A 25,681-nucleotide genomic window follows, 5' to 3' on the forward strand; every position below is an offset into this window, starting at 1 on the left:
GCAGGTTCGGTCGGCCCGCCGCCGATACGATGGACGGCATGGATCTTCTTGTCGTCGGGTCGGGTTTCTTCGGCCTCACCATCGCTGAGCGTGCCGCCGAAGCCGGCCGCAAGGTGACTGTCATCGACCGCCGCCACCACATCGGCGGCAACGCCTACAGCGAGGCGGAGCCCGAGACCGGGATCGAGGTGCACCGCTACGGTGCGCACCTCTTCCACACCTCGAACGCGACCGTGTGGGAGTACGTCAACCGCTTCACGAGCTTCACGAACTACGTGCACCGCGTCTACACGACCCACAAGGGCACGGTCTTCCCGATGCCGGTGAACCTCGGCACGATCAACCAGTTCTTCCAGTCCGCCTACACGCCCGACCAGGCGCGCGCGCTGGTGAAGGAGCAGGCGGGGGAGTTCGACGCGAAGACCGCCGCGAACTTCGAGGAGAAGGGCATCGCTCTCGTCGGACGCCCGCTGTTCGAGGCGTTCTTCCGCGACTACACCGCGAAGCAGTGGCAGACCGACCCGCAGAAGCTCTCGGGCGACATCATCAGCCGCCTCCCGGTGCGCTACACCTACGACAACCGCTACTTCAACGACACCTGGGAGGGCCTGCCTACCGACGGCTACACCGCGTGGCTGGAGCGGATGGCGGATCACCCCAACATCGACGTGAAGCTGAACGTCGACTACTTCGACGACGCGCAGCCGCTCAGCAAGAAGGCGACCGTCGGCCAGGTCCCCGTCGTGTACACCGGGCCCGTCGACCGCTACTTCGACTACGCCGAGGGGGCACTGAGCTGGCGCACCCTCGACTTCGAGCAGGAGGTGCTGAACGTCGGCGACTTCCAGGGCACGAGCGTGATGAACTACCCCGACATGGACGTGCCGTACACGCGCATCCACGAGTTCAAGCACTTCCACCCGGAGCGCAAGGACGTGTACGAGTCGGACAAGACGGTGATCATGCGCGAGTTCTCGCGCTTCGCCGAGCGCGAGGACGAGCCGTACTACCCGGTGAACACCCCGACCGACCGCGAGGGGCTGCTGGCCTACCGCGAGCTCGCGAAGGGCGAGCAGGACGTGCACTTCGGTGGACGTCTCGGCACGTACCAGTACCTCGACATGCACATGGCCATCGGCTCGGCGCTGTCGCTGTGGAACAACACTCTCTCCTAGACTCGACATCGTGAGTCACGCTGCTGTCGGGGCGCCCGGGACGCCCCGGCGATATCTGCATTCGCTGTGGCTGCTCTCTGCCCGCGACCTGAAGGTCCGGTACTCGACGAGCTTCCTCGGCTACCTGTGGTCGGTCCTCGATCCGCTCGTCATGAGCGCGATCTACTGGTTCGTCTTCACGCAGATCTTCCATCGCGATGTGGGCGAGTCGCCGTACATCATCTTCTTGATCAGCGCGCTGCTGCCCTGGGTGTGGTTCAACGCCTCGGTGTCGGACTTCACGCGAGCCTTCAAGAAGGATGCACGCCTCGTACGCTCCACGGCGATCCCGCGATCGATCTGGGTGAACCGGATCGTGCTGAGCAAGGGCATGGAGTACCTCTTCTCCCTGCCCGTGCTCGTGCTGTTCATCGTGGTCAACCTCCTCATCGAGTCGAACCCCGACGAGGTCGTGCAGGTGGGGTGGGGCGTCCTCTGGATGCCCGTCGCGATGCTGCTGCAGACTGTGCTCCTCGTGGGGCTCGGTCTCCTCGTCGCGCCGCTGTGCGTGATGTACGTCGACCTGGAGCGGACCACGGCACTCATCCTCCGAGCGATGTTCTACGCGACGCCGATCATCTACAACGTGACGGACCTCCCCGGGGTCTTCCAGACGCTCGGTGCGTTCAATCCCCTCGCCGGCATCTTCATGCTCTACCGGATGCCGTTCTTCCCCGACCAGTGGAACCCCTTCACGCTCGTGATCAGCGTCGTGATGACCCTCCTGATCCTCGCTCTCGGCATCTGGACGTTCCGGAAGCTGGAACGACCCGTGCTGAAGGAGCTGTGATGTCGGCGGCCATCGAGGTGCAGGGGCTCGGCGTTCATTTCCGCCGCAACAAGCGGGGACGTCGCAGCCTCAAGGATCTGTTCGCGGGCGCGTCCCGTCGTTCGCGACCGGGCGAGTTCTGGGCGCTGCGCGACGTCTCCTTCACGGTGCAGCCGGGGGAGTCGATCGGCGTCGTCGGACGCAACGGTCAGGGCAAGTCCACGCTGCTCCGCCTCGTCGCCAAGGTGCTGCTCCCCGACGAGGGGACCGTCTCGGTGAACGGCGGTGTGGCCCCGCTGATCGAGATCACCGGAGGGTTCGTCGGCGACCTCACCGTGCGCGAGAACGTGCGGCTGACCGCGGGCCTGCACGGGATGTCGCGAGACGAGGTCTCCCGGCGCTACGACGACATCATCGCCTTCGCCGAGCTCGCGGGCTTCGAGGAGACGCCCTACAAGCACCTCTCCAACGGCATGAAGGTGCGTCTCGCCTTCTCGGTGGTGTCACAGCTCGATGAGCCGATCCTGCTGGTCGACGAAGTGCTCGCGGTCGGCGACAAGGCCTTCCGCGACAAGTGCTACAAGCGGATCGACGAGCTGCTCGCCGAAGGGCGGACGCTGTTCTTCGTGAGCCACAACGAGCGTGACCTGCGACGGTTCTGCACCCGGGGGCTCTATCTGGACAAGGGCGCCCTCGCGCTCGACGCGCCGATCGCCGAGGTGCTCGACCGCTACAACGCCGACCACGCCGTCTAGCCTCTCGGCCCCGTCACGTCTCGGACGCCGGTGGGGCTCCGTGGGTCGGCTCAGAGACCGACCAGGCTCCGCAGGTTCTGGACGGACGTGCGCGCGGCATCGACAGCACCGGGGACACCGGAGCCGCTCGTGATCGCGGTGCGCAGCTGTGCGAGCGTCTTCGCGTACGCCGAGACGCCGTCGCGCCACTTCTGATCGATCGATGACGGGGCCTGGGCGTCCGACAGCCGCTGCGCGTCCTGCTGGAGCGAGTCGACCACCGGCAGCGCGTCCTGGTCGCTGGCGCCGGAGATGATGTCGAGGCCACGGGGAGCGGTGTTCAGCCATCCGCTCACCTGTCCACGGAACGTCTCGACGCTCGGGTCGGCAGCCGGCGGGGGAGTCACCATCGGGGTCCGCGTCGGCGCGGGCGATCCCGTCGGCGTCGGCGTCGAGGTCGGGCTCGAGGTCGGGGTGCTGGTCGCCGATGTCGAGGGCGTCGGCGACGGGCTCCCGGTCGGCGTCGGTGCATCCCCACGCGGGAGCAGGAAGAAGAGCAGCACGCCGACGATCGCGAGGGCCGCGACGGAGAGGCCCACGATGAGCCACACCCGCCCGGTCTTCTTCGGCGCGGGCGGCAACGGCGCCCAGCGCAGCTCGGGCTGCTGCTCGTCCATCGTCACGCCTCCAGGGGAGGCATCGGCTGCCAGGTGCGGTCGCGGCCGGCCTTGCCGCCATCGCGGATGCCCCGGAACAGGTTGCTGGTGCCGCGCACGGTCCGCTCCACGAACGCGAGCCGGATGAGCTCCTTGAAGAAGGTCGCCGCCGTGCCGAGGCCGAACAGCACCGGGTTGTAGACGCCGTGGACGCGGTAGTACTGCTTGATGAAGCCGCGGTTGCGCATGATGTAGTAGCGGTAGGCGTTGCTGGACGCGTTCATGTGGCGGATGCCCATGTCCCACTGCTTGATCTCACGCGTGCGTCGCAGCACGAACTCGTCGACGATCACGGCCGTGGTCAGGCGCGAGGCCAGCCAGCCGTACATCTGGTCGTCCCAGTAGATGAAGAAGCGCGGGTCGGGGAGTCCGATCTGCTGGACGATCGAGCGGTGGATGAACATGCCCTCGAAGCAGCCGCTGTTCATCTCCTTGTAGCCCGACTCGTCGAAGCTGGACGGAGCGAACGGGATCGGGATGCCCATGCGCTCGGCGATGCGGTACTGCCAGTAGAACTCGCTGCCGTCGTAGTCGTAGCGGCGGCCCTGGATGCTCTTGAAGCGGGTACTCCACACGCCCATCTTGGCGAGTCCCTCGGGGAGGACCTCCACATCGTCGTCCATCATCCAGATCCACTCGGAACCCAGCTCGTACGCCGTGCGCATGCCCTCGCTGAAGCCACCGGAGCCGCCGGTGTTCGTCTCCAGGCGCCGGTAGACGATCTCGGTGCCGATGTCCTCCCGGAACGACTCGACGACGTCGGTGGTGTCGTCCGCGGAGGCGTTGTCGATGATCACCACGTGGCCGGGCTTCGGGTCCATCGCGGTGATGCTGGTGAGCAGACCGGAGAGGAGGTGCGAGCGGTTGAAGGTGACGATGACGATCGTCGCTGCTGTGGGATCGAATGCAGCGGGCGCCGCGGTCATGCCTTCTCCTCGAAGATCTGCTGCCAGGACTGGGGGGAGACGAGCTCGGGGAGCGCCTCGCGATACTGCTTCTGCAGCTCCGGCCACCGGCGACGGAGCTCGGCGTGCAGCCGGAGCGTCTCGCGCAGCATCCGACGGTACTTCGCGCGGTCGCGGGTGTAGATGTTCTTGCCGGAGCCGTCGGCGGCACTCACCAGGGCGCTGTCGAACGCCGGGACGCGCCACCAGTGCGCGTCTTCCTTGCCGAACTCGACTTCCGGCTGGGCGACGTTCGCCGGCGAAGGCCGGTGCACGAGGTGAGAGGCGAGTGTCCTCAGCGTGAACCACCGGAGTCGCAGCCCCTTCGGGCTGTCGAGGTCGTTCTTCGGAAGCTGCTTGTACACCTGCCGGCCGCGGCGCGAATGCAACACCTTGGCGGGGTCGCGATGCACGACGGTCTCCGGGAACTCGCCGGCCAGGGCGCGCGCGGCCGGCATCGCTGTCGCCAGGTTGTCGCGCATGTGCGCGGGGCCGGAGAGGATGTCGCGCAGGGCCTGTGCCCGCAGGGCGACCGGGTAGTACTGCATCATCATGAGGTGCTTCAGATCGACCCGACGACTGTGCACGATCAGACGACCGCCGCGAGGCACGTTCGAGTGCAGCAGACCGGCGACGATGCGGTTGCGAGCGTGGAAATACGCCTGCCAGTCGATGGAGTCGTCTTTGTTCACCCACGACACGTGCCAGAGCGCGACGCCAGGCATGGAAACGGTCGGGAACCCGGCTTCGCCGGCGCGGAGACAGAATTCCGCGTCGTCCCACTTGATGAAGGCCGGAAGGGACAGGCCCACCTCGCGGATGGCGTCGAGGGGGATGAGGCACATCCACCAGCCGTTGTAGTCGGCGTCCATGCGCATGTGCAGGAGGCTCGACTGTCGCAGGTTCGCGACGCCGAAATCGTGCGGCATCTTCTCCTGGTAGAGGTTGCGCCACATGAACGGGCCCTCGTCGACGACCTCGGCCCAGCCGTGCAGCTTGGGACGATCGAGGAGATCGAACATGTGCCCGCCCACGAGGACCGGGCTGGTCGCGTACTGACCGAAGACGATGGATCGACGCAGCGACTCGGGCTCGAGCCGCACGTCGTCGTCGAGGAGCTGCACGAAGTCGCTCTCCGGGCGCTGCAGGGTCTCGTGCATCGCGCGGGCGAAGCCTCCCGAGCCGCCGAGGTTGTCCTGACGGATCACCTGGAGCGTCTCCCCGAGGCGCTCGGCCACGTGGGCGTAGCCGTCCTGGTCCGAGACGAGCTGGGTGCCCTGGTCGACGAGGAAGATGCGGTCCACGAACTCGAGCGCATCCGGCGACGCGGCGAGGGCGCGCAGGGTCTCGACGCAGTAGTCCGGCTTGTTGTAGGTGGTGATGCCGAGCGAGGCCTTGCCGGTGCGCGCGGGCTCCTGCTCGGTGGTCCACTCCGCGCCTTCGAGCACGGCGGGCTTCTCGTCGGCGACGATGTCGAACCAGATCCAGCCGCCGTCGCTGTACTGGGTGAGCTCGAGATCGAAGGACGTCGATGCCTCGCCCGTCACCTCGCGGGTGGCGATCCGCTGACGGACGCCCGAGCCGTTGGAGCGGTAGACCAGGAGGGTCGCCGGACCGGTGGTGCGCACCGTGAGGGTCACCTGGCGCACGCTGGTCCAGTGCTGCCAGTACGAGGCGGGGAAGGCGTTGAAGTACGTCCCCAGGGACACGCGACGACCGGCGACGATGCGGGCGCGGTGGCGGCCCAGGATGTTCCCGAGATGTGCGCGGTTGGAGACGCGGACGGGTTCGTCCTCGATCACGGACCACGTCTCCGGGTCGGCGTAGAGCGGGAGGAGGTCGGGGTCGCGATCAAGTGGGAAGACGACGTTCTGAAGGACGTGGGCCACTGGGAGGTTCTCCGATGTTGGTGCCGCAGACCGCTGTCCGGGGACAGCGCGGGACTCGACGAGCAGTGAGTAGCCTACCGTCGATGACCTCTGGATCTGCGGAGAGCCTCCCTCCTGGCCTCCAGACGCACTGGCTAGACTGACCGCGATGAAGGTACTGATCACCGGCGGCGCCGGCTACATTGGGTCAACCGTCGCGACGGCGTGCATCGAAGCCGGGATCGACGTGGTCATCCTCGACGACCTGTCCAAGGGCAGGAGGGCCTTCGGCGAGGGGCGCGAGCTCTACGTCGGCGACATCGCCGACCGCGAGGTGGTGGAGGGCCTGCTGGCCGACCACCCCGACATCGACGCGGTGATCCACTGCGCGGCCCGGATCGTCGTCCCGGAATCCGTCGCCGATCCGCTCGGGTACTACGACGCCAATGTCGGAAAGACGATCGTGCTGCTCCAGCGCCTGCGCGATGCGGGCATCCCGCGCATCGTGTTCAGCTCCTCCGCCTCGGTGTACGCCGGCGAGACCGGCGACGGGGTCGACGAGAACGGCACGCTCGCTCCGGCGAGCCCGTACGCGACGACCAAGGCGATGGTCGAGCAGATCCTCGACGATGCGGCGAACGCGGGAGACTTCCGTGCCATCGCGCTCCGCTACTTCAACCCGATCGGCGCCGACCCCCGGCTGCGCACCGGTCTGCAGAACCCGACACCCTCGCACGCGCTGGGCAAGATCATGCAGGCCCGCGCGAACGGCGAGCCCTTCACCATCACGGGCACCGACTGGGCGACCCGCGACGGCTCCGGCCTTCGCGACTACATCCACGTCTGGGATCTCGCGCTCGCGCACGTCGCGGCGGTGCAGCGGTTCGACGAGGTCGCGACGCTCGACGCGCCGTACCAGGTGGTCAACCTCGGCACCGGCGACGGTGTGACCGTCCGCGAGCTCGTGGCGGCGTTCGAGCGGGTGACCGGGGAGCCGCTCCCCGTCGTGGAGACCGATCGGCGTCCCGGCGACCAGGCCGGTGCGTTCGCGATCGTCGACCGCGCGGCAGAGGTGCTCGGATGGAGCGCCCAGCGTTCGGTGGACGACGGCGTGCGCGACGCGATCGCCTGGGCCGAGAAGCTGCGCTCCCTGCGCTGAGAGCGCCGGAACGCCGATCCGGCTACGCCTGAGGGCGGAGGGTCGGGATCGCGCCCGTGTGCGCCGCGTCGATGTTCTCGCGCCAGGACCGTGACTGACCCGCCCGCAGCGCGCAGAGCACCAGCAGGAACCATCCGGCGCCGACGAGCGTGAAGCTCTCGAACATCGAGTCGACCGCGAGCGTGACCAGCGTGATGGGTGTCCACGCGTAGACCACCGATCGGCGGACGCTGGCGACCAGCCACGAGCGGATGAGCGCCACGCCGCCGAGCAGCAGGAACAGCACCAGGCCGGCCGCCCCGAGCTGCAACAGCACGTCGAAGAACGCGTTCAGCGCGCTCTGGTGATGGTCGTCGAGCTGGAAGTTGATGTAGGTGAACGGGTACTCGCCCCGTGCCCAGTCGCCGAACCAGCCCCACCCCTGGATCGGTTTCACCGCGACGAAGTCGAGGATCGTGTTCCACAGACTCGCGCGGATCGAGAAGTCGGACCCGGCATCGAGCAGCGCGATGATCTGGTGGCGCAGCGCGAAGGCGATCGTGAGCGTCACGGCGACCAGGGCGCCCAGCATCCACTGCACGAGGTTGCGACGCTCCGGCGACGTGTGACGGACGATCGTGAGCGCGAGCGTCACGATGCCGACGGCTACCGCGAGCACGAGCACGGTGGGGGAGGCGGAGAGGAACGCCAGGGACCCCGCGAGGGCGATGGAGCCCACCGCGAGGGGAGGCTCCACCGACTGCGTGCGCCACTCGATCACGAACGTGATGAGGGCGATCACTGCGATGAAGCCGAGCATGTTGCGGCTGCCGAACAGGCCCTGCACCGGCCCGCCCTCGGCGAGGTTGCCCTGGATCGCGAGGAAGGTGAACGGGAGGTCGAGCAGGATCCCGGACAGGATCTCGAGTCCGAGCGAGGCGGCGAGGAGCACGCGGAGCGTGTCGCCGATGGCCCGGACGGTCTGCAGCGTGTCCCGGATGTGGCCGATGGTGATCGCGAGGAAGGCGTAGCCGAACAGCGCCATCCATCCGAACACGGTGTCCGAGCGGTCCGTCGTCCAGACCAGGCTCAGCAGCGCCCAGCCCAGGAATGCGAACAGCGAGGAGGGGGCGATCCGGAGCGGGGAGAGCTCGTCGCGGCGCACCCAGAGGATCGCGGCACCCAGCAGGCACAGCACGGTGATGACGGTGGCGAGGGTGGCCCGCGAGGCCATGCGCTCGATCGCATACGACCCGAAGACGGCGAGGAGCGCGGCGATCGTGAAGGCGCGCGCGAGCTCCACAGACCCGAGCAGCCGGGTGAGCGGACGCGCCGACGTCACGGCACCCGCCGTTGCCGGGCGCCGCGCTCGAACACGAGGTCGCGCTCGCCGACGCCGACCAGCGGCACGGACTTCAGCTTGAACGACAGGAGCACGAGGAGCAGCCACCCCCACAGCATGATCGGCGTCGACTCCGAGAGACCCTGCACGAGCAGGACCACGGTGAACAGGCTGGGCAGCAGGGTGAGCGGGGAGTACGGGCGCTCGGCGTCGAGGTCCCAGCGCGGACGGTCGATCGCGAAGAACCACGAGCGCCACAGCAGGGTCAGGTAGGCGACGGCCATCAGGATGAGGCCCAGCACGCCGAGCTGGAACAGCACGTCGAGCCACATGTTGTGCGCATGGAAGACGCTGATGCCGTGGTCGACGATCCAGCCGTCGAACGCGGGGTCGTCCGGGATCCACGGGCTGGAGAAGCCGTTGCCGAACAGAGGATGATCGCGCACGCGCTCGAGGACCTTGGTCCAGATCAGGTCCGAGCGGCCGGTGAGATCGGAGGAGCGGCCGACCAGACCGAGGAGCCAGTCCCGCAGCAGCCAGACGATCCCGGCGCCGAGCACCGTGCCGCCGATGGCGATCACGTAGATGCGGGTGCGCGCTCCGGGGGTGCGGGCCCTCCGCATCAGGAGGGCGACGGCGAGGACGACGGCGGCGGCCGCGGCGCACGCGAGCGCGGTGACCGACGACGTGCGGAACAGGAAGTACGCGGCGAGGGCCATCCAGAGGGCGAGCGTGGTGCGCCAGCGCGCGCGAGCGGCGAACAGCACCCCGAACGTGATGATCGCGAAGAGCGAGATGATCGCCAGCAGGTTCGCGTTGCCGACGATGCCCTGGATCCGTCCGCCGTCGAACAGGTTGTCGCGGACCCAGTACCACTGCGGGTCGATCTTCCCGTCGGGGGGCGTGAAGAAGTTGGGCAGCAGCGGCCCGTGCAGGACGAGTGACACCCAGAGCTCGATCGCCAGCGAGAGGCCCAGGATCCACTTGAAGGCGGACGAGAGCGCGCGCACGATCTCGTGCCAGGTGAGAACGTGGGCGATGAACAGCCCGTTGACCGTGACGGCGGCCAGCAGCGCCCACGTGATCAGCGTCGGCCCACGCCACTGGGACCAGGCCACGGAGACGAGCGCGAGTGCGGTGTAGCCGAGTGCCGTCCACGGCAGCCGTCGCCAGCGGAAGGGCTGCGGCCGGTTGCGCGTCAGCATCGGGATGCCGATGGCGAGCGTGGCGAGGGTGAAGACGGCGAGGGTGACGCCGGCGCCCTCCATGCCGAGCAGGTTGTACACCGCGGTGTGGGCGAACGTGACCACGAGCACGAGGATCACGTAGCCGCGCAGCAGCAGGTGCCCCGTCGACTCGCGCTCCGGCGCCGTGGGCGGGGCTGTCACCGGGTGCTTGGTGTACTGGGCCATCGGGATCAGGCTACCGCGCCCCGCTCGGCGCGTCCCTGAACGCCGCAGCGCGGCTCTACGCTGGGGGCATGCTGCTGAGCCTCACGAACGCACCCCGCGACTACGCCTGGGGGTCCGACACCCTCCTCGCCGGACTCGAAGGACGCACGCCCACGGGCGCGCCAGAGGCGGAGGTGTGGTTCGGAGACCACCCCGGCGACCCCGCCGACGTCGCCGGAGACGGCACGCTCGATCAGGTCACCGGTGGCACCCTCCCGTACCTGCTGAAGCTGCTCGCCGCGGCGCGGCCGCTCTCGATCCAGGTGCACCCGACGATCGAGCAGGCCCGTGCCGGCTGGGAGCGGGAGAGCGGCCTCCCCGCGGACGACCCGCAACGCAACTATCGGGACGACAACCACAAGCCCGAGCTCATCGTCGCGCTCAGCGAGCGGTTCGAGTCGCTGAGCGGCCTGCGCCCCGTCGCCGACACCCTCGGGCTGCTCGAGCTGCTCGACGGGAACGACGGCGTCCTGCGCCTGCGGACGCACCTCAGCGCCGACGGCGATGCGCTGCGGGACACGATCGGATGGCTTCTCGGCGGCGAGGCCCCGCAGGAGGTCGACGACATCATCGCCGCGGTCGTGGACGCGTCCGGGCGGACGGACACGGGGGAGTGGGGCACGACGCTCCGGGCGATCGCGGGAGTGGCGGAGAACTATCCGGGCGACCCCGGCGTCGTCGTCGCCCTGCTCATGAACCATGTCGTGCTGCGTCGCGGCGAGGCGGTGTTCCTGCGCGCCGGGCTGCTGCACGCGTACCTGTCCGGTCTCGGGGTCGAGATCATGGCGGCGAGCGACAACGTGCTCCGCGGGGGACTCACGCCCAAGCGCATCGACGTCGACGAGTTGCTCGCGATCCTCGACACGACGCCGGGCGAGGTGCCGGTGCAGCGTCCGGCGGGCGATGACCCCGTCACGCCGTACCCGGTTCCGGTGCCCGACTTCGCCCTCTCGCGTGTCGCCCTCGACGGCGCCCCCGTCGCGATCGAGGTGTCGGGACCGACGATGGTGCTCGCGACCGCCGGCGACGTGACGGTGACGTCGGCCGGGGGCGAGGAGCTCGCGGTCGCCGTCGGCACCGTGGCCTTCGCGAGCGACGGCGAGTCCCGCCTCACCCTGTCCGGAACGGGCGAGGCGTTCGTCGCCAGTCCCGGGCGCTGAGCCGCGCGGCGACCCCGTCGCGACACGCCGAGGGATCCGCAAGAACCTTAAAGAGTCGCTTGAGGGTTTACGATCCGCGACTTGACCGGAGCGAATGACACGGGTGTAATTAGTCATGCGCACGGCCCGCCGGGGGGCGGAGACAGGGTTGGAGATCGAGATGACGGGATACCGTTCCGACGTACCGGAGAACTGGTTCGTCGATCCGATCAACCTCGGTGTTCCCGGGGTGCGGCGCACGGACGCCGCCGATGACGACAACGCCCTCGCCTGGCAGGCGGATGCGCTCTGCTCGCAGACCGACCCCGAGGCCTTCTTCCCCGAGAAGGGCGGATCGACCAGGGACGCCAAGCGCATCTGCACGACGTGCGACGTCCGCAGCGAATGCCTCGAATACGCCCTCAACAACGATGAGCGGTTCGGCATCTGGGGCGGTCTCTCCGAGCGCGAGCGCCGCAAGCTCAAGCGCCGCGCCAGCTGACCCGCTCGCGGTCCGGCGACGCAGCTCGCATCCCCGTCGCGCATCCTCCGCATCGCTTCGCGGGCGCGCCGCATCCACTGCGTCGGCAGGGGCGAAGGCGCGCATAGGCTGGCGAGGCCATGCCAGCCCGTGTTCACGCCATCATCGTCGCGCGCCCCGGATCATCCTCCCGCGCGCAACTCCTCCGCACTCTCGAAGCCGTGCGGTCCCAGACCGCACCGGCCGAAGCCGTGACACTCGTCATCTGCGGCGACGCCTCCACCGCACGCGAGAGCGAAGCGGTGGCAGCGACGGTCGAGGGGATCATCGAGGCGCGCTCCACGACCTCCTTCACCGAGGCGATCGAGCTCGCTCGGCCCCGGGTGCGTGAGGGCTCCGCCATCTGGCTGCTCGCCCAGGACACGGCTCCGCATCCGAGGGCGCTCGAGCGCCTGCGCGGCACGCTGGAGCGCTCTCCCTCGGCAGCGATCATCGCCCCCAAGCTCGTCGCGACCGACAACGACCGAGAGATCGTCTCCCTCGGAGTGAGCATGACGGCGCTCGGCCGGTCCGTCGAGCTGGCCGCCGGGGAACTCGACCAGGGGCAGCACGACCGCATGGACGACGCTCTCGGCGCCGACATCCGCGGCATCCTCATCCGCGGCGAGGTCAGGGACACCCTCCGCCCGGACCCGGCGCTCGCCGGTGCCGACGAAGGGCTCGACCTCGGTGTGCGCGCCCGGCTCGGCGGAGGTCGCGTGGTGCTCGCTCCGAGCGCACGGATCTCTGCGGCTCCGGGAGGCCCCGCGGCGCTGCCGTCCGGACGGTTCCGCCGCGCCTATGTGACGCGGCTCGCGCAGCTGCACCGGCGTCTGGCGTACGCACCCGCCGCGGCCGTGCCGCTCCACTGGCTCAGCCTGCTGCCGCTCGCGCTCTGGCGCTCGATCACGCACCTCATCGGCAAGCGTCCCGAAGCCGTGCTCCCGGAATGGGGAGCAGCGCTCACCGCGATGCTCCGCGTCGGGGCCGTCGCCCGCTCTCGGGCGCGCATCCGGGCGTTCCGCTCCTCCACGTGGGCGAGCATCGCCCCGCTGCGGGTGAGCGCATCGGACCTTCGACGGCGCCTGGACGACGGTCACGGCAGCGAGGGCGGTGCCGTCAGCGAGCTGCGCTTCTTCTCCGGTGGAGGCGCCTGGGCCGTGCTCGCCGCGCTGGTCGTCAGCATCGCGTCCTTCACGACGCTCCTCGCGTGGCCGGCTCTCGGCGGCGGAGCGCTCCTGCCCCTCCGGCAGACCGTCGCGGCCCTCTGGAGCGATGCGGCCTGGGGCGTCCGCGGCACGGCTGTCGACCTGATCGGCCCGGCCGACCCCTTCGCCTCGGTGGTGGCCGTGCTGGGCTCGCTGTGGCCGGCCGGCCCGTCGTTCGCGATGGTGCTCCTGTGGATCCTCGCCCTTCCGCTCGCGGTGCTGGGCGGCTGGTTCGCGGCGACCAGGGTGACCGACCGTGCGGGTCTGCGGATCTTCGCGGGCGTCGCGTGGGCTCTCGCCCCCACCTTCCTCACGGCTCTCGTCGACGGGCGTCCGACCGCGGTCCTCGTCCATCTCCTCCTTCCCTGGCTCTTCCACACGGCCGTGGTGGCCCACCGGTCCTGGGGTGCGGCCGGAAGTGCCTCGCTGCTGCTCGCGGCCGTTCTCGCCTGTGCCCCCTCGCTGGCACCCGCCCTCGCCCTCCTGTGGGTGGTGGCGCTGGGCATCGTGCTCGGCACGGCGCAGTTCCGCGGTGCGGGACGTCTGTTGTGGCTGCCCGTGCCGACGATCGCGCTGTTCGCGCCGCTGGTCTTCTGGCAGCTCGCGCACGGGACGCCGCTGGCGCTGCTCGGCGACCCCGGCGCGATCTGGGCCGGACCCCAGGCCGCAGCGGACGCCGCCGGTCGGCTGGCCCTCGCCACCGGCTTCCCGACGACGGATCTCGCCGGCTGGATGTCGTTCGTGTCCGAGCCGTTCGGGATGTGGGCGCCCCTCCTGTGCGCGCCGATCGCCCTGCTGGCTCTCGGCGCCGCCGTCGCCCCGCGATGGCGCGCCGGGATCACCCTCCTCGTCGTGGCGCTGGCCGGTCTCGCGACCGCGTTCTTCGCCGTCGGCATCTCGGTCAGCTTCGCCCAGGGGGCAGCGGTGGCGATCTGGCCGGGTGCCGGACTCAGCCTCGCCTGGGTCGGAGTGGTCGGAGCCGCGCTCGTGACGCTGGACACCGCGATCACCCTTCCTCGCCTGAGGATCCTCACCGCCGTCGTCGCCGGCGTGGCACTGGCGGTCTGCGCGGTTCCCGCGCTCACCGCTTTCCATGCCGGGCGCTCGGTCCTCGCGAACGGTCCGGAATCGACGCTGCCCGCCTACGTGGCTGCGCAGGCCGCCGGTGATCGCGCGGTCTCGACGCTCGTACTCACCCCGCAGAACGACGGCGGTCTCGCCGTCGAGGTCGTCTGGGGTGCGAGTGAGACGCTCGGCTCGGAGTCGACCATGATCTCGACCGCCGTGACGCCGCAGGGCACGGACATCTCCACGCTCGCCGTGGATCTGCTCTCCGCCCGCGACTTCGATGCCCCCGGCGAGCTGGCGGCGAAGGGCATCAGCCACGTCCTGATCGCACAGGTGCCGAGCGGGGAGGGCGACCAGGCTCGTGCCCTCCGCACGGCGGCGGTCGCGGCGATCGATCAGCGCCCCGGTCTGATGCATGCCGGCAAGACCGATCGCGGCACGCTCTGGCGGCTGGAGGCCGACGTCGCCGATCCGCCCACGCTGACGCCCACCCAGCAGGGCAGCGCCCGTCTCGTGATCACGCTGCAGCTGATGGCGGTGCTCGCCGCGCTGCTGCTCTCGATCCCGACCCGCGCGTCGCGACGGGCCGCGCGTGCGCAGTCCCGTATCGTCGGCCGCGCGCCGGATGAGCCCCTCGTGCTTCCTCGGCACGCCGAGGACCGCGAGGAGCTCCCCGACGAGCTGGCCCCGGTCGGCACGATCGAGGACCCGCAGGACGCCGCCGCGCTCGACGACGAGGCGCTGGCGCCGATCGCCGAGGCGGACGCCCCGGACGAGGAGCACCCGGCATCCGGCGATGAGCCGCCCGCTGCGGACGACGAGGACGGGACGTCGGCGACGGCACCGGAGAAGGAGGACCGATGAGCGGATCGCGCGCATTCCGGGTCGCTGCGACGGGTGCCCGTGTCGTCACCGGCGCGGCGGTCATCGTTGCCTGCGTGGTCGGCGTCACCGCCGCGGTGCACGCCCCCTGGCCGGTCGTCCGAAACGACCCCGCCCAGGTCGCCGTCACTCCTCTTCCGGGCGACAGCGTGCTCGTGTGCAACGGCGACCTGCGGGCGCTCGGACGCGATGCGGGGGATCCGCTCGCGATGAGCCCCGCTGGGTCGCCCACCCTGACCGTCGGCGGCACGTCCGGTGCCCCGGCCTCCGTCGGGCTGTCGGTCCAGGATCTGCCGGGCGCCGCCGAGGTCCCGGTGCTCACCGGGACGGTCCAAGAACGCTCGGCGCCGCTGATCGCCGGTGCGGAGTCCGTGACGGCGGCAGCAGACGACCTCGCCGGGTACGCGGCGGTGCCCTGCGGGACGCCGCGCCTCGACTCATGGCTCGTCGGCGGCAGCACCGACACCGGCACCGAGGACATCGTGACGCTCACGAACGCCTCCGAGGTGCCGTCGACAGTGGCGCTCTCCGTGTACGGCGAGACGCGGGGCGCGCGCACCGTGGTGGTTCCCGCGCGCACGCAGATCGCGCTTCCGCTCACCTCCATCGCGACGGGCAGCAGCACTCCCGTCGTCCGGGTGTCGGCCGTCGGAGCGCCGGTCAGAGCGGTGCTGCAGTCCTCTCTCATCCAGGTGCTGGATCCCGCGGGCATCGATCTGCAGGATTCGGTTCCCGGTCCGCAGCAGAAGCTCGTGCTCACCGGTGTGGAGGTGTTCCCCTCCGACGGCGATGACGGCGAGATGGCGGTGCTGCGACTGCTCGCCGCGGGCCACGACGCCCAGGCGCGCGTGCGGGTCCTGGCGGAGGGCTCCTCGTCCGTGGCGGACGAGTTCACCGTCCCGCTCGAGACCGACCTGCCGTCCCAGGTGGCGCTCAGCGACCTCACGCCGGGTCGATACACGGTCGAGGTCGAAGCCGACGCCGCTGTTCTCGCCGCGCTCCGTCAGCAGGACGGGTTCGGCCGCGATGCGGACTTCGCGTGGGTCACGCCCGCGCCGGAGATCGACGACGACGTGGTGTTCGCGGTGCCCTCGGGGCCGGCGCCGCGTCTGCAGGTCGCGAACGCCTCCGAGGAGGAGGCGGCCGTGACGATCGAACCGCTCGACGGAGGTCCGTCGCAGGAGATCGTCGTCCCCGCGGGCGAGACCCTCGGGGTCGAGCTGGAAGCCGGCTCGACGTACCGGATGCGGACGTCGACGGCGGTGCACGCCGCCGTCACGATGACCGCGGCAGGCGCACTCGCGGTGCTCCCGGTACAGCCGAGCGCCGGAGTCGAGAAGTCGATCACGGTCTATCCCTGACCACGCGGGGACGGGCGGACCGTCCGTACGTGCGGATCAGTGGTCGTGACCGAGGTCCCAGGGCTCGCGGCCGACGTACTCCGCCGCCGCACGGAACACCGCGCTCTCGATGGCCATCCGCCGGTGCGCGGCGTCATCGTGTCCCGGAGGCAGCAGACGCTCGATCGGCAGCCGGAACAGCACGATGCGCCGGTTCTCCCGGTCGAGGTACCAGCGCGGCACCTCCTCGGCGGTCTCGAAGCCCGGGATCGCGCCGATCTCGAACCGGACGTCCTGCAGCTCGGGCCAGGTGCCGCGGAGGAACTCGACGGCGGTGCCGACAGTCAGGTCGAAGCGGTCCAGACGCCCGTCGAGGGGCGCGAGCGGGGGACGGACGACCTCGCTTCGCCCCAGGCGCCCGTGTCGGCCGTGCCGAGCACCGCGCCGGGGAGCGACGGAGGCATGAGGGGCGCGGCGACGGGGCATGACGAAAGTCTAGGCGGTGCCGGTGTGTGCGGCGCGGCATCCCCGGGGCGCCACGCGCCGGTCGTACGCTGACGGGGATGGACGGACGACTGTGCTCGAAGGTCGGCTGCGCGCGAGAAGCCGTGGCCACCCTCACCTACGACTATGGAGATCAGATGGCGGCCCTCGGTCCGCTCGGCGCCGCGAACGATCCCCAGGCCCACGACCTGTGCTCGCCGCACGCGGAACGGATGTCCGTTCCGGCCGGCTGGCTCGTGGTGCGGCACGAGGCGCTCCGCGCCTGAGCGCATCGACGCGACACGCGGTCGCTAACGCTATACCGGGAAATGATTTCTCGGTACGCTGACCGCAGGCGTGCCAGGGCGGCGTTGCCGGAAAGGCACTCGTGATCGTCTGGCGTCGCTGGATCTTCCCCCTGCTTCTCGTGCTGGTCTTCGGCGCATGCGCGGCTGCGCTCGTCAAGATCGCCTTCTTCCCCGATCGGGCGGAGAGCATCGTGAGCCCCGAAGCCGCGATCACGGACCCGATCGTGGCCGTGGAACGCGGGTCGGTCGTCAACGCGCTGAGCCTGAGCGGCAACGTGGCCCGCGACGAGGTCTACCCCGTGCGCAGCGAGATCGACGGGACGGTCACCGCGGTGCACGTCGGTGAGGGGGCGGCCGTGAGCAAGGGGCAGAAGCTCTTCACCGTCCGGCAGGAATATCCCCGCAAGGACATCGACGTGCTCGCCCCCGAGGCCGGCGACGTATCGGAGATCGCGCTCGTCAAGGGTCAGATGACCTCGGTCGGCACCGAGACCTACAAGATCACTCCGGCGCGGTACCACCTGCTCGCGACGGTCGAGCCGGTGCAGTTGTACCGCCTGGTCAACGCGCCCAAGGAGGCGACCGTCACGATCACCGGCGGCCCCGCGCCGTTCGCCTGCACCGGTGTGCGCGTGCAGGTCACCGCGGAGGGCACCGCGAGCGTGCGCTGCGCGATCCCGACGGGAGAGACCGTTTTCGCCGGACTCCCCGCGACGATGGACCTCGCGCTCGGCCAGGTCGACGACGCGCTCGTGATCCCGGTGACCGCGGTCCAGGGCGGCTCGGGCACGGGCAACGTCTGGGTGGATGCCGCCGACGGCTCCGACCCTGAAAAGCGCGCGGTCACGCTCGGCGTCAACGACGGGGCGATGGTGGAGGTCACCGAGGGGCTGGCCGAGGGGGACAACATCCGCCAGTTCGTCCCCGGATTCGTCGCGCCGGTCGAGGAGTACTGCTACGAGGTGTCGCCGGGCGTGGAGCAGTGCGACAGCGGGATCAGCTGGTGAGTCTGGTCGCACTCGAGGACGTCGCCAAGAGCGTCCTCCTCGCCGACGACTCGCGTCTCGAGATCCTCCGCGGCATCACCCTGGAGGTCGGCGCCGGTGATCACGTCTCGATCGTCGGGCGCTCCGGCTCCGGCAAGTCGACGCTGCTCAACATCCTGGGGATGCTCGACGCGCCGACCTCCGGCACCGTCTCCTTCGAGGGGCGCGAGGTGCGTCGCATGCGGTCGGGGCGGCTGGACCGGCTGCGTGGCGACAACGTCGGATTCGTCTTCCAGCAGTTCAACCTGCTCCCCGGGCGCACGGCGCTCGACAACGTGGCGATGCCGCTCGGCCACGCCAAGGGGCGGATGTTCTGGAACCGCCGGCAGATCGCAGCGGACATGCTGGAGCGCGTGGGCCTCGGCCACCGGGTCGACCAGATCGCCGACAAGCTCTCCGGCGGCGAGCAGCAGCGCGTCGCGATCGCTCGGGCGCTGGTGCGCAAGCCCGTCCTGATCCTCGCCGACGAGCCGACCGGAGCGCTCGACATCGACACCGGCGCCGCCGTCATGTCGCTCCTCGACGAGGTGGCGACCGAGACGGACGCGGCGCTGGTCACCATCACGCACGATCTCCATGTCGCCGCACGCGCGCGTCGGCACTATCGCCTGGACGCCGGACGGCTGGAGGCCGCCGACCTCACCCGCGCCTTCGAGGCATCGACCCTCGCGGCTCCGGTGCCGTCCGCACTGTCGGAAGGTGTCTCATGACCGGTCTCCTCGGTGCGCTCTCCGACGCCTGGGCGGAGATCCGCGTCCACAAACTGCGGGTGCTGCTCAGCCTGATCGGCATCGCCGTGTCGGTCGGCGCGCTCACGGCCGTCGTGGCGATCTCGGAGTACCAGCGCCAGTTCCAGGCCGAGCAGTCGGACCGCTGGGGCGGACGCGCGGCCACCATCGCGGTGTCCGTGGGCAGCGCCGACGGACAGCCGGTGAACACGGACGACTTCGACGAGCGCTTCCGACGAGTGTCGGAGCGGTTCGAGTTCAGCCACACGGCCCGGATCGTGCAGGGCATGGTGCAGGACGTGCAGCTGCCGGACGGGGTCACTCCCGTCTCCGCGCGGTTGATCGACCCGGCCTACTCCGAGATCCACCGGGAGCGGCTCCTCGAGGGACGCTGGTTCCTCGACTCCGACACGGAGGCGCTGTCCCCGCCGGTCGTGATCACCGAGCCGGTCTGGGAGCGTCTCGGACGGGTGCCGCTGGACCAGCATCCGACCCTGTCGCTCAACGGCCCGGCCGGCGGCACCTATCAGGTCGTCGGCATCGTCCCGCGCCAGGGGTTCGGCGATGAGGAGATGCGGGTCGATCTGCTCTACGACGCGTACCGCGCGCGGGTGGACGCGCTTCCTCAGGACACCACGACGCAGTACGAGGTGTGGGTCGGCGCCGACCAGGCCGACGCGATCGGGCCGGTCCTGGCGATGGATCTCCGGGCCGGGCTGCCGGAGGGCCAGACGGTCTCGGTGAGTCGCACCGACTGGGCCGCGCAGCCGGGCGCCATGGACGCGCAGGCCACCTTCGAGATGATCACGGGCGGCATCGCCTCGCTCATCCTGGCGCTCGGAGCGCTCAGCCTGATCAACATCCAGCTCGTGGCGATGCGTCAGCGGGTGCGGGAGATCGGCGTCCGACGCGCGTTCGGCGCCAGTTCGGGGCGCGTGTTCTTCGCGGTCTTCCTGGAGAGCCTGGTCGCCACGACCGTCGCCGGGGTGATCGGGATCGCCATCGTCGTCGCCGTGCTGCGCTCGGAGTGGGTCGTGAACTCGCTGTTCTACGGCATCCAGGACATCCCGCCGTTCCCGATGCGGGCCGCGGTCGTCGGTCTCATCGCCTCCGTGATCGTGGGCGCGGTCTCCGGATTCATCCCCGCGCTCGTCGCGCTGCGGGTGAAGGTGATCGACGCGATCCGCTTCTGACACGCAAGGACTCCGACTTTCCGCGGGTGTAAGAATGTGGGCATGTCAGAGCTCGAGTACCGCGTCGCCGACCTGTCCCTCGCCGAAGCAGGTCGTCACCAGCTGCGGCTGGCCGAGAACGAGATGCCGGGCCTCATGGCCCTGCGCGAGGAGTTCGGCGCGGCGCAGCCGCTGAAGGGCGCGAGGATCGCGGGCTCCCTGCATATGACCGTGCAGACCGCGGTCCTCATCGAGACGCTCGTGGCGCTGGGCGCGGAGGTCCGGTGGGCCAGCTGCAACATCTTCTCCACGCAGGACGAGGCGGCCGCGGCTGTCGTGGTCGGTCCCGGCGGCACGGTCGATGCGCCCGCCGGTGTGCCCGTCTTCGCCTGGAAGGGGGAGACGCTCGACGAGTACTGGGCCTGCACCGCGCGCATCTTCGACTGGTCGTCGTCGGGCTTCGACGGCCCCAACCTGATCCTCGACGACGGCGGTGACGCGACGTTGCTCGTCCACAAGGGCGTGGAGTTCGAGAAGGCGGGCGTGGTGCCCGCCGCGACCGACAGTGACTCGCACGAGTACGCGATCATCCTCGAGCTGCTGCGCTCGTCGCTGGCGGGGTCGAACGATCGCTGGACGAAGGTCGCCGCCGGACTCATCGGCGTGACCGAGGAGACCACGACCGGGGTGCACCGCCTGTACGAGCTCGCGGCCTCGGGGGAGCTGCTCTTCCCCGCGATCAACGTCAACGACTCGGTGACCAAGAGCAAGTTCGACAACAAGTACGGCATCCGTCACTCCCTCCCCGACGGGCTCAACCGCGCCACGGACGTGCTCATCGGGGGCAAGGTCGCGTTCGTGTGCGGCTACGGCGATGTCGGCAAGGGGGCGGCCGAGGCGCTGCGCGGACAGGGCGCCCGGGTGATCGTGAGCGAGGTCGACCCGATCTGCGCTCTGCAGGCCGCCATGGACGGCTTCCAGGTGGCGCGGCTGATCGACGTGGCCGGTGAGGTCGACATCGTCGTGACCGGCACCGGCAACCGCGACGTCGTCACGACCGAGCACCTGCTGGCCCTGAAGCACCTCGCGATCGTCGCCAACGTCGGGCACTTCGACAACGAGATCGACATGGCGGGTCTTGAGGCGGTCGATGGTGCGGAGAAGATCGAGATCAAGCCGCAGGTGCACGAGTGGCGTCTGCCGAGCGGACGCAGCGTGCTGGTGCTCAGCGAGGGCCGCCTGATGAACCTCGGCAACGCCACCGGGCATCCCTCGTTCGTGATGAGCGCCTCCTTCACCAACCAGGTGCTCGCCCAGCTGGAGCTGTACACGCGCATCGAGGACTACCCGACCGGTGTGTACGTGCTCCCCAAGGCGCTCGATGAGAAGGTCGCCCGGCTGCACCTCGACGCTCTCGGGGTGGAGCTGACGACGCTCAGCGACGAGCAGGCGGCGTACATCGGCGTTCCGGTGGACGGCCCGTACAAGCTCGAGCACTACCGCTACTGAGCGGGGCGCCGCTCCGGACGCGCATGCTCGGGATCAGACGCCGACGCGCCTGCCGGTGAGCCGCTCGGCTCGGCGGTCGGAGTTCTCCAGCGCGCGGCGCTCGCGCTCGCGGCGGAGCACGGTGACGCCGAGGAGGACCTGCTCCGCCGGGACCGGAGGCACCGGCGACACGAAGGGCGTCGCTTCCGTGAGCAGATCCTGCGCCACGCGCGCACGCGCGGCGGGGGTCATGCGCGGGGCGCTCACCAGGAACTGGGAGATGCGGCGCGCCAGTCGGTCGGGGAGGCGCGCGACATCGGCGATCTGCGCCCATCCGGCCAGGTTCGGGGGCAGCACCGGGGCGTGCGACGCGAGCGCCGGTGTGCGCACGCGCTGACTGTACGTGCCGGCGACCAGGTCGCCCAGTCGCTGCGACCGCGCGTTGAACGCGCCGACGAGCACCGCGATGCCGCCGAACGTCATGTAGATCTCCAGCACACCGAGCAGGGCGCGGATGAACGCGTGTCGGAAGCCGGCGGCGCCCCCGTCCACGCGGACGATCCGTCCGCCGACCGCGAGCTTGCCGAGGCTCCGACCCTTGAGTGCCATCTCCATCGTGATCGGCAGCACCACGAAGCTCACCACGAGCGCCGACACCGTCGCGATGCGGTCCGTCGCGTCGTCCAGCACTCCGGCATCGAGCAGCCAGATGCGCAGGAACAGCCAGAGGACGAACACGGCATAGCCGAGGAGCATGTCGATCGCGGCACCGAGCGCCCGCAGCAGGAATCCGACGGGCTGCACGTCGATCGCGACGGCTTCGCCGGAGAGCACCTCGTCGGAGACGTCGATCGGGACGGACATGAGTACAGTAAATCAGGTGGATGCCGATGCGCTGACTGATGCACGCCGCGCGGAGTGGGAGCGGTTGGACGAGCTCAGCCGCGCCCGGCTCGACGGTGCCGGGGTGGACGAGCTGATCGTGCGGTACCGTGCGGCCTCCGCCGATCTGGCCGAGTTGAAGACGTCGGTCGGCGACTCCCCGCAGGGCGCCTACCTCTCCACGATCCTGGTGCGCGCGAGGCTGCGCCTCACCGGCGCCTCCGACAGCATCCTGACCCAGACCGCCCGGTTCTTCACCCTGCAGCTTCCGGCCGCGCTCTACCGGCTGCGCTGGACGACGCTGATCATCGCGATCTCCTTCGTCGCCGTCGCCGTCGGGACCGCCGCCTGGATCGCGAACGACCCCGCGCTCGTGGCCACCCTCGGCACGCCCGACGCGCTGCAGCAGTACGCCGACGAGAGCTTCACGGGGTACTACACGGAGAACCCCGCCGCGGTGTTCATGGGCATGGTGTGGACGAACAACGCCTGGATCGCCATGCAGTGCGTGCTCTTCGGCGTGACGGGAATCTGGCCGGTGTACATGCTGGTGCAGAACGCGATGGGACTCGGCATCTCGGGTGCGGTGATGGCAGCGCACGACAAGGCCGACCTGATGGTGCTCTACATCCTGCCGCACGGCATGCTCGAGATGACCTGCATCTTCGTCGCGGCCGCCGCGGGACTGCACGTCTTCTGGGCCTGGGTGGCACCCGGACGCCGCTCGCGCGGGGAAGCGCTGGCCGAGCAGGGGAGAGCCCTCGCGACCGTCGCACTCGGTCTCGTCTTCGCGCTGTTCCTGGCCGGGCTCGTGGAGGGCTTCGTCACCGGATGGGCCCTGCCGTGGCCGGTGAAGATCGGCGTCGGCGCCGCCGCCCTCGCGGTGTTCCTCATCTACATGGTCGTCATCGGCGGCCGGGCGCATCGTCGCGGGGAGACCGGCGACCTCGTCGAGTACGAGGCCGGCACTCCGCGCCTCATCGCCGGCTGACGGGTCAGAGTCGCCCGGCGGCCTTGAGCTCCAGGTAGCGGTCCGCGATCCGCGGGGGGAGTTCCTCGGGATCGGCGGCGATGGCCTCTCCGCCGGCCCGGCGGATCGCATCGGCGACGTTCTCCGCGTCGCGGAGCGTGCGCTCGGCCGCCGCGGCGAGGTACACCTCCTCCCGCGAGCCCCGGCCGCGTGCGAGCGTCGCGATGCCGTCATCGGTCACCGATCCGACCAGGACGGAGGTCGCGCGCGACGCGTTCGGGAAGGCCCCGAGGAAGCTTCGGGCCGATTCCGCGGCGTCCTGTGCGGTGAGCACCACGATCAGCGAGGGGCGGGTGGTGAGCGTGCGCACCGCGGCGAACGCGCCGTGCCAGTCGGTGTCGACCAGGCGCGCGTGCACGGGGGCCATCGCGTCCGTCAGCGCGGGGAGGAGTGCGGCGCCGTCGACACCGGTCACCCGGCCACGCACGACGCGGTCGTACATGAGCAGGTGCACGTGGTCGCCGGCCCGGGAGGCGAGAGCCGCGAGCAGCAGAGCGGCCTCGAGCGACGCATCGACCCTCGTGCCGTCGCCCACGCGCGCCGCGGAGGTGCGGCCGGTGTCGATGATGATGACGACGTGGCGATCGCGCTCCGGACGCCAGGTCCGCAGCATCGTCGTGCCGGCACGAGCCGTGGCACGCCAGTCGATCGAGCGCACGTCGTCGCCGCGCACGTATTCGCGCAGCGAGTCGAACTCGGTGCCCTGGCCCCGCACCTGGATGCTGGTGTTGCCGTCCAGCTCGCGCAGCCGTGCCAGGCGGGACGGGAGGTGCTTGCGGGAGGAGAAGGCGGGGAGCACACGGATCGCGCCGCGCACGAGGTGCCGCGCCTGACGGCCGGCGAGACCCAGCGGGCCACGTGAGCGGATCATGACGAACTCGCTCACCAGCTCGCCGCGACGGCGTGGACGGAGCGGGAGCTCGACGCGCCCGCGCTCACCCGCGGGAATGTGCAGGTGCTGACGCTCGTCCGGGGCGCCGGCCGTGGGCTGCCACGCGTCGCGGATCAGCGCGTGCAGCGTCCTGGTGCCGTGATTGTGGATCGCGACGCTCACCGGCACCGGCTCGCCGAGGCGGGCGCGCTTCGGAACCCGGCGTGTCACGGTCACGGATCGGGGGCTGGCGGCGAGCACGACGTCCAGGGCGACCAGGAGCACGCACAGGCCGATCCACGCGCCGAGGACCGCGTACGCCGGATAGCCCGCGAGCCCGGCGAGGACGAGCGGGATGACGCCCACGGCGAGGGCGACGGCGAGACGGCCGGTGACGAACACCTAGATCGGAACCCGGGTCTGCTGCACCACGGAGGTGAGCACCGCGTCGGCGGACACGCCCTCCATCTGCGCGTCGGGCCGCAGCTGCAGGCGGTGACGCCACACCGGCACCAGCATCGTCTGCACATGGTCGGGTGTCACGGCGGAGGAGGCGTTGAGCCAGGCCCAGGCCTTGGCCGCCGCGAGGAGCCCGGTGGAGGCTCGCGGGCTGGCGCCGAGCTCGACCGAGGGGGACTGGCGGGTCGCACGGGCGAGGTCGACGACGTATCCGAGCACGTCGTCCGTGACCTCGACGGCTGCGGCCGCACCCTGCGCCGCACGGATCTCGTCCGCGGTGACGACGGCCTCGACACCGGTCAGCTCGCGCGGGGAGAAGCCCTCGGCATGGCGGCGGAGCACCGACACCTCGGCGTCGCGCTCCGGCATGCCGACCACGAGCTTCATCAGGAAGCGGTCCAGCTGCGCCTCGGGGAGCGAGTACGTGCCCTCGTGCTCGATGGGGTTCTGGGTGGCGGCGACGAGGAACGGATCGGGCAGCGGGCGGCTGACGCCGTCGGCGGACACCTGACGCTCCTCCATCGCCTCGAGGAGTGCCGCCTGCGTCTTCGGCGGCGTCCGGTTGATCTCGTCCGCGAGGAGGATGTTCGTGAACACCGGTCCGGCGCGGAAGTCGAACTCGCCGGTGCGCGCGTCGTACACGAGCGAGCCCGTCACGTCACCCGGCATCAGGTCGGGCGTGAACTGCACCCGCTTGGTGTCGAGGCCGAGGGCCCGCGCGAACGAGCGGACGACGAGCGTCTTGGCGACGCCGGGGACGCCTTCGAGGAGCACATGGCCGCGCGCGAGCAGCGACACCAGCAGGCCCGTGACGGTGCCGGCCTGGCCGACGACCGCCTTGTCGACCTCGGTGCGCACCCGGTGCATGGCCTGACGAAGCG

General features: G+C 70.3%; 23 protein-coding genes. 14 read left to right on the forward strand and 9 right to left on the reverse strand.

Features of this window, described 5'->3' with window-relative positions; translation table 11 throughout:
- The first annotated feature begins 38 nt into the window (after positions 1-38).
- From glf to AC07VM_RS18635, 3 genes are read left to right on the forward strand one after another with little or no spacing between them, the layout of a single operon-like run.
- Complete coding sequence (gene glf, locus AC07VM_RS18625) at positions 39-1,175, forward strand: UDP-galactopyranose mutase (RefSeq protein ID WP_183152369.1); 1,137 nt, start codon at positions 39-41, stop codon at positions 1,173-1,175.
- A gap of 10 nt (positions 1,176-1,185) precedes the next feature.
- Complete coding sequence (locus tag AC07VM_RS18630) at positions 1,186-2,004, forward strand: ABC transporter permease (protein ID WP_267417928.1); 819 nt, start codon at positions 1,186-1,188, stop codon at positions 2,002-2,004.
- Positions 2,004-2,738 carry an ABC transporter ATP-binding protein gene (locus tag AC07VM_RS18635; RefSeq protein WP_267417929.1) on the forward strand — a complete coding sequence of 245 codons (735 nt, stop codon included), beginning with the start codon at positions 2,004-2,006 and terminating at the stop codon, positions 2,736-2,738. Before AC07VM_RS18630 ends, AC07VM_RS18635 begins: the two co-directional genes overlap by 1 nt.
- A gap of 50 nt (positions 2,739-2,788) precedes the next feature.
- Here AC07VM_RS18635 and AC07VM_RS18640 read toward each other — a convergent pair whose 3' ends face one another.
- Genes AC07VM_RS18640 through AC07VM_RS18650 form a run of 3 tightly spaced genes read right to left on the reverse strand, consistent with a single transcriptional unit; the run spans position 2,789 to position 6,266 of the window.
- Positions 2,789-3,394: a hypothetical protein gene (locus AC07VM_RS18640; protein ID WP_494912718.1), complete on the reverse strand. Its 606-nt coding sequence runs from the start codon at positions 3,392-3,394 to the stop codon at positions 2,789-2,791.
- Between the two features lie 2 nt (positions 3,395-3,396).
- Positions 3,397-4,359: a glycosyltransferase gene (locus tag AC07VM_RS18645; RefSeq protein WP_494912720.1), complete on the reverse strand. Its 963-nt coding sequence runs from the start codon at positions 4,357-4,359 to the stop codon at positions 3,397-3,399.
- Entirely contained in the window at positions 4,356-6,266 is a 1,911-nt protein-coding gene (locus tag AC07VM_RS18650; RefSeq protein WP_494912721.1) for a glycosyltransferase, read from the reverse strand. The genes AC07VM_RS18645 and AC07VM_RS18650 overlap by 4 nt, the downstream gene beginning before the upstream one ends.
- A gap of 148 nt (positions 6,267-6,414) precedes the next feature.
- Here AC07VM_RS18650 and galE point away from each other — a divergent pair, with 148 nt between their 5' ends.
- Entirely contained in the window at positions 6,415-7,404 is a 990-nt protein-coding gene (galE, locus tag AC07VM_RS18655) for a UDP-glucose 4-epimerase GalE (RefSeq protein WP_494912723.1), read from the forward strand.
- Positions 7,405-7,426: 22 nt separating this feature from the next.
- Here galE and AC07VM_RS18660 read toward each other — a convergent pair whose 3' ends face one another.
- Both AC07VM_RS18660 and AC07VM_RS18665 read right to left on the reverse strand, forming a co-directional pair.
- A complete protein-coding gene (locus tag AC07VM_RS18660) occupies positions 7,427-8,725 on the reverse strand; it encodes an O-antigen ligase family protein (protein ID WP_494912725.1) in 1,299 nt (432 codons plus the stop codon).
- Complete coding sequence (locus AC07VM_RS18665; protein ID WP_494912726.1) at positions 8,722-10,137, reverse strand: O-antigen ligase family protein; 1,416 nt, start codon at positions 10,135-10,137, stop codon at positions 8,722-8,724. The genes AC07VM_RS18660 and AC07VM_RS18665 overlap by 4 nt, the downstream gene beginning before the upstream one ends.
- A gap of 68 nt (positions 10,138-10,205) precedes the next feature.
- Between AC07VM_RS18665 and manA the strand changes: the two genes are divergently transcribed.
- The 4 genes from manA to AC07VM_RS18685 all read left to right on the forward strand — a co-directional run bounded on the left by manA (position 10,206) and on the right by AC07VM_RS18685 (position 16,354).
- Entirely contained in the window at positions 10,206-11,336 is a 1,131-nt protein-coding gene (gene manA, locus AC07VM_RS18670; RefSeq protein WP_494912728.1) for a mannose-6-phosphate isomerase, class I, read from the forward strand.
- A gap of 160 nt (positions 11,337-11,496) precedes the next feature.
- Positions 11,497-11,817, forward strand: coding sequence for a WhiB family transcriptional regulator (locus tag AC07VM_RS18675; protein WP_136043639.1), 321 nt, complete (start codon positions 11,497-11,499; stop codon positions 11,815-11,817).
- 119 nt (positions 11,818-11,936) lie between these two features.
- Entirely contained in the window at positions 11,937-14,975 is a 3,039-nt protein-coding gene (locus tag AC07VM_RS18680; protein ID WP_494912730.1) for a glycosyltransferase, read from the forward strand.
- On the forward strand, positions 14,972-16,354 hold the full coding sequence (locus AC07VM_RS18685) for a DUF5719 family protein (protein WP_494912732.1): 1,383 nt from the start codon (positions 14,972-14,974) through the stop codon (positions 16,352-16,354). Before AC07VM_RS18680 ends, AC07VM_RS18685 begins: the two co-directional genes overlap by 4 nt.
- Positions 16,355-16,390: 36 nt before the next feature.
- On the opposite strand, the gene AC07VM_RS18690 is transcribed toward AC07VM_RS18685, so the two are convergent.
- Positions 16,391-16,819: a hypothetical protein gene (locus tag AC07VM_RS18690; RefSeq protein ID WP_267417945.1), complete on the reverse strand. Its 429-nt coding sequence runs from the start codon at positions 16,817-16,819 to the stop codon at positions 16,391-16,393.
- Between the two features lie 77 nt (positions 16,820-16,896).
- Between AC07VM_RS18690 and AC07VM_RS18695 the strand changes: the two genes are divergently transcribed.
- The 5 genes from AC07VM_RS18695 (at position 16,897) to ahcY (ending at position 21,579) form a co-directional block, all read left to right on the forward strand.
- A complete protein-coding gene (locus tag AC07VM_RS18695; RefSeq protein WP_267417946.1) occupies positions 16,897-17,103 on the forward strand; it encodes a DUF3499 family protein in 207 nt (68 codons plus the stop codon).
- Between the two features lie 101 nt (positions 17,104-17,204).
- On the forward strand, positions 17,205-18,131 hold the full coding sequence (locus tag AC07VM_RS18700) for an efflux RND transporter periplasmic adaptor subunit (protein WP_494912733.1): 927 nt from the start codon (positions 17,205-17,207) through the stop codon (positions 18,129-18,131).
- Complete coding sequence (locus AC07VM_RS18705) at positions 18,128-18,880, forward strand: ABC transporter ATP-binding protein (protein WP_267417948.1); 753 nt, start codon at positions 18,128-18,130, stop codon at positions 18,878-18,880. Before AC07VM_RS18700 ends, AC07VM_RS18705 begins: the two co-directional genes overlap by 4 nt.
- A complete protein-coding gene (locus tag AC07VM_RS18710) occupies positions 18,877-20,091 on the forward strand; it encodes an ABC transporter permease (protein ID WP_267417949.1) in 1,215 nt (404 codons plus the stop codon). The genes AC07VM_RS18705 and AC07VM_RS18710 overlap by 4 nt, the downstream gene beginning before the upstream one ends.
- A 42-nt stretch (positions 20,092-20,133) precedes the next feature.
- On the forward strand, positions 20,134-21,579 hold the full coding sequence (ahcY, locus tag AC07VM_RS18715; RefSeq protein ID WP_494912735.1) for an adenosylhomocysteinase: 1,446 nt from the start codon (positions 20,134-20,136) through the stop codon (positions 21,577-21,579).
- A gap of 33 nt (positions 21,580-21,612) precedes the next feature.
- On the opposite strand, the gene AC07VM_RS18720 is transcribed toward ahcY, so the two are convergent.
- Positions 21,613-22,422, reverse strand: a complete 810-nt coding sequence (locus tag AC07VM_RS18720; protein ID WP_494912736.1) for an RDD family protein — start codon at positions 22,420-22,422, stop codon at positions 21,613-21,615.
- Positions 22,423-22,438: 16 nt separating this feature from the next.
- Here AC07VM_RS18720 and AC07VM_RS18725 point away from each other — a divergent pair, with 16 nt between their 5' ends.
- Entirely contained in the window at positions 22,439-23,431 is a 993-nt protein-coding gene (locus tag AC07VM_RS18725; RefSeq protein ID WP_494912773.1) for a stage II sporulation protein M, read from the forward strand.
- A gap of 4 nt (positions 23,432-23,435) precedes the next feature.
- Here the strand turns inward: AC07VM_RS18725 and AC07VM_RS18730 are convergent, their stop codons facing one another.
- Together AC07VM_RS18730 and AC07VM_RS18735 are read right to left on the reverse strand one after the other, a co-directional pair.
- Complete coding sequence (locus AC07VM_RS18730; protein WP_494912738.1) at positions 23,436-24,743, reverse strand: DUF58 domain-containing protein; 1,308 nt, start codon at positions 24,741-24,743, stop codon at positions 23,436-23,438.
- Positions 24,744-25,667, reverse strand: coding sequence for an AAA family ATPase (locus tag AC07VM_RS18735; RefSeq protein WP_267418533.1), 924 nt, complete (start codon positions 25,665-25,667; stop codon positions 24,744-24,746).
- Positions 25,668-25,681: the final 14 nt, after the last annotated feature.

This window comes from Microbacterium sp. GW821-FHT01D02 (assembly GCF_059422585.1).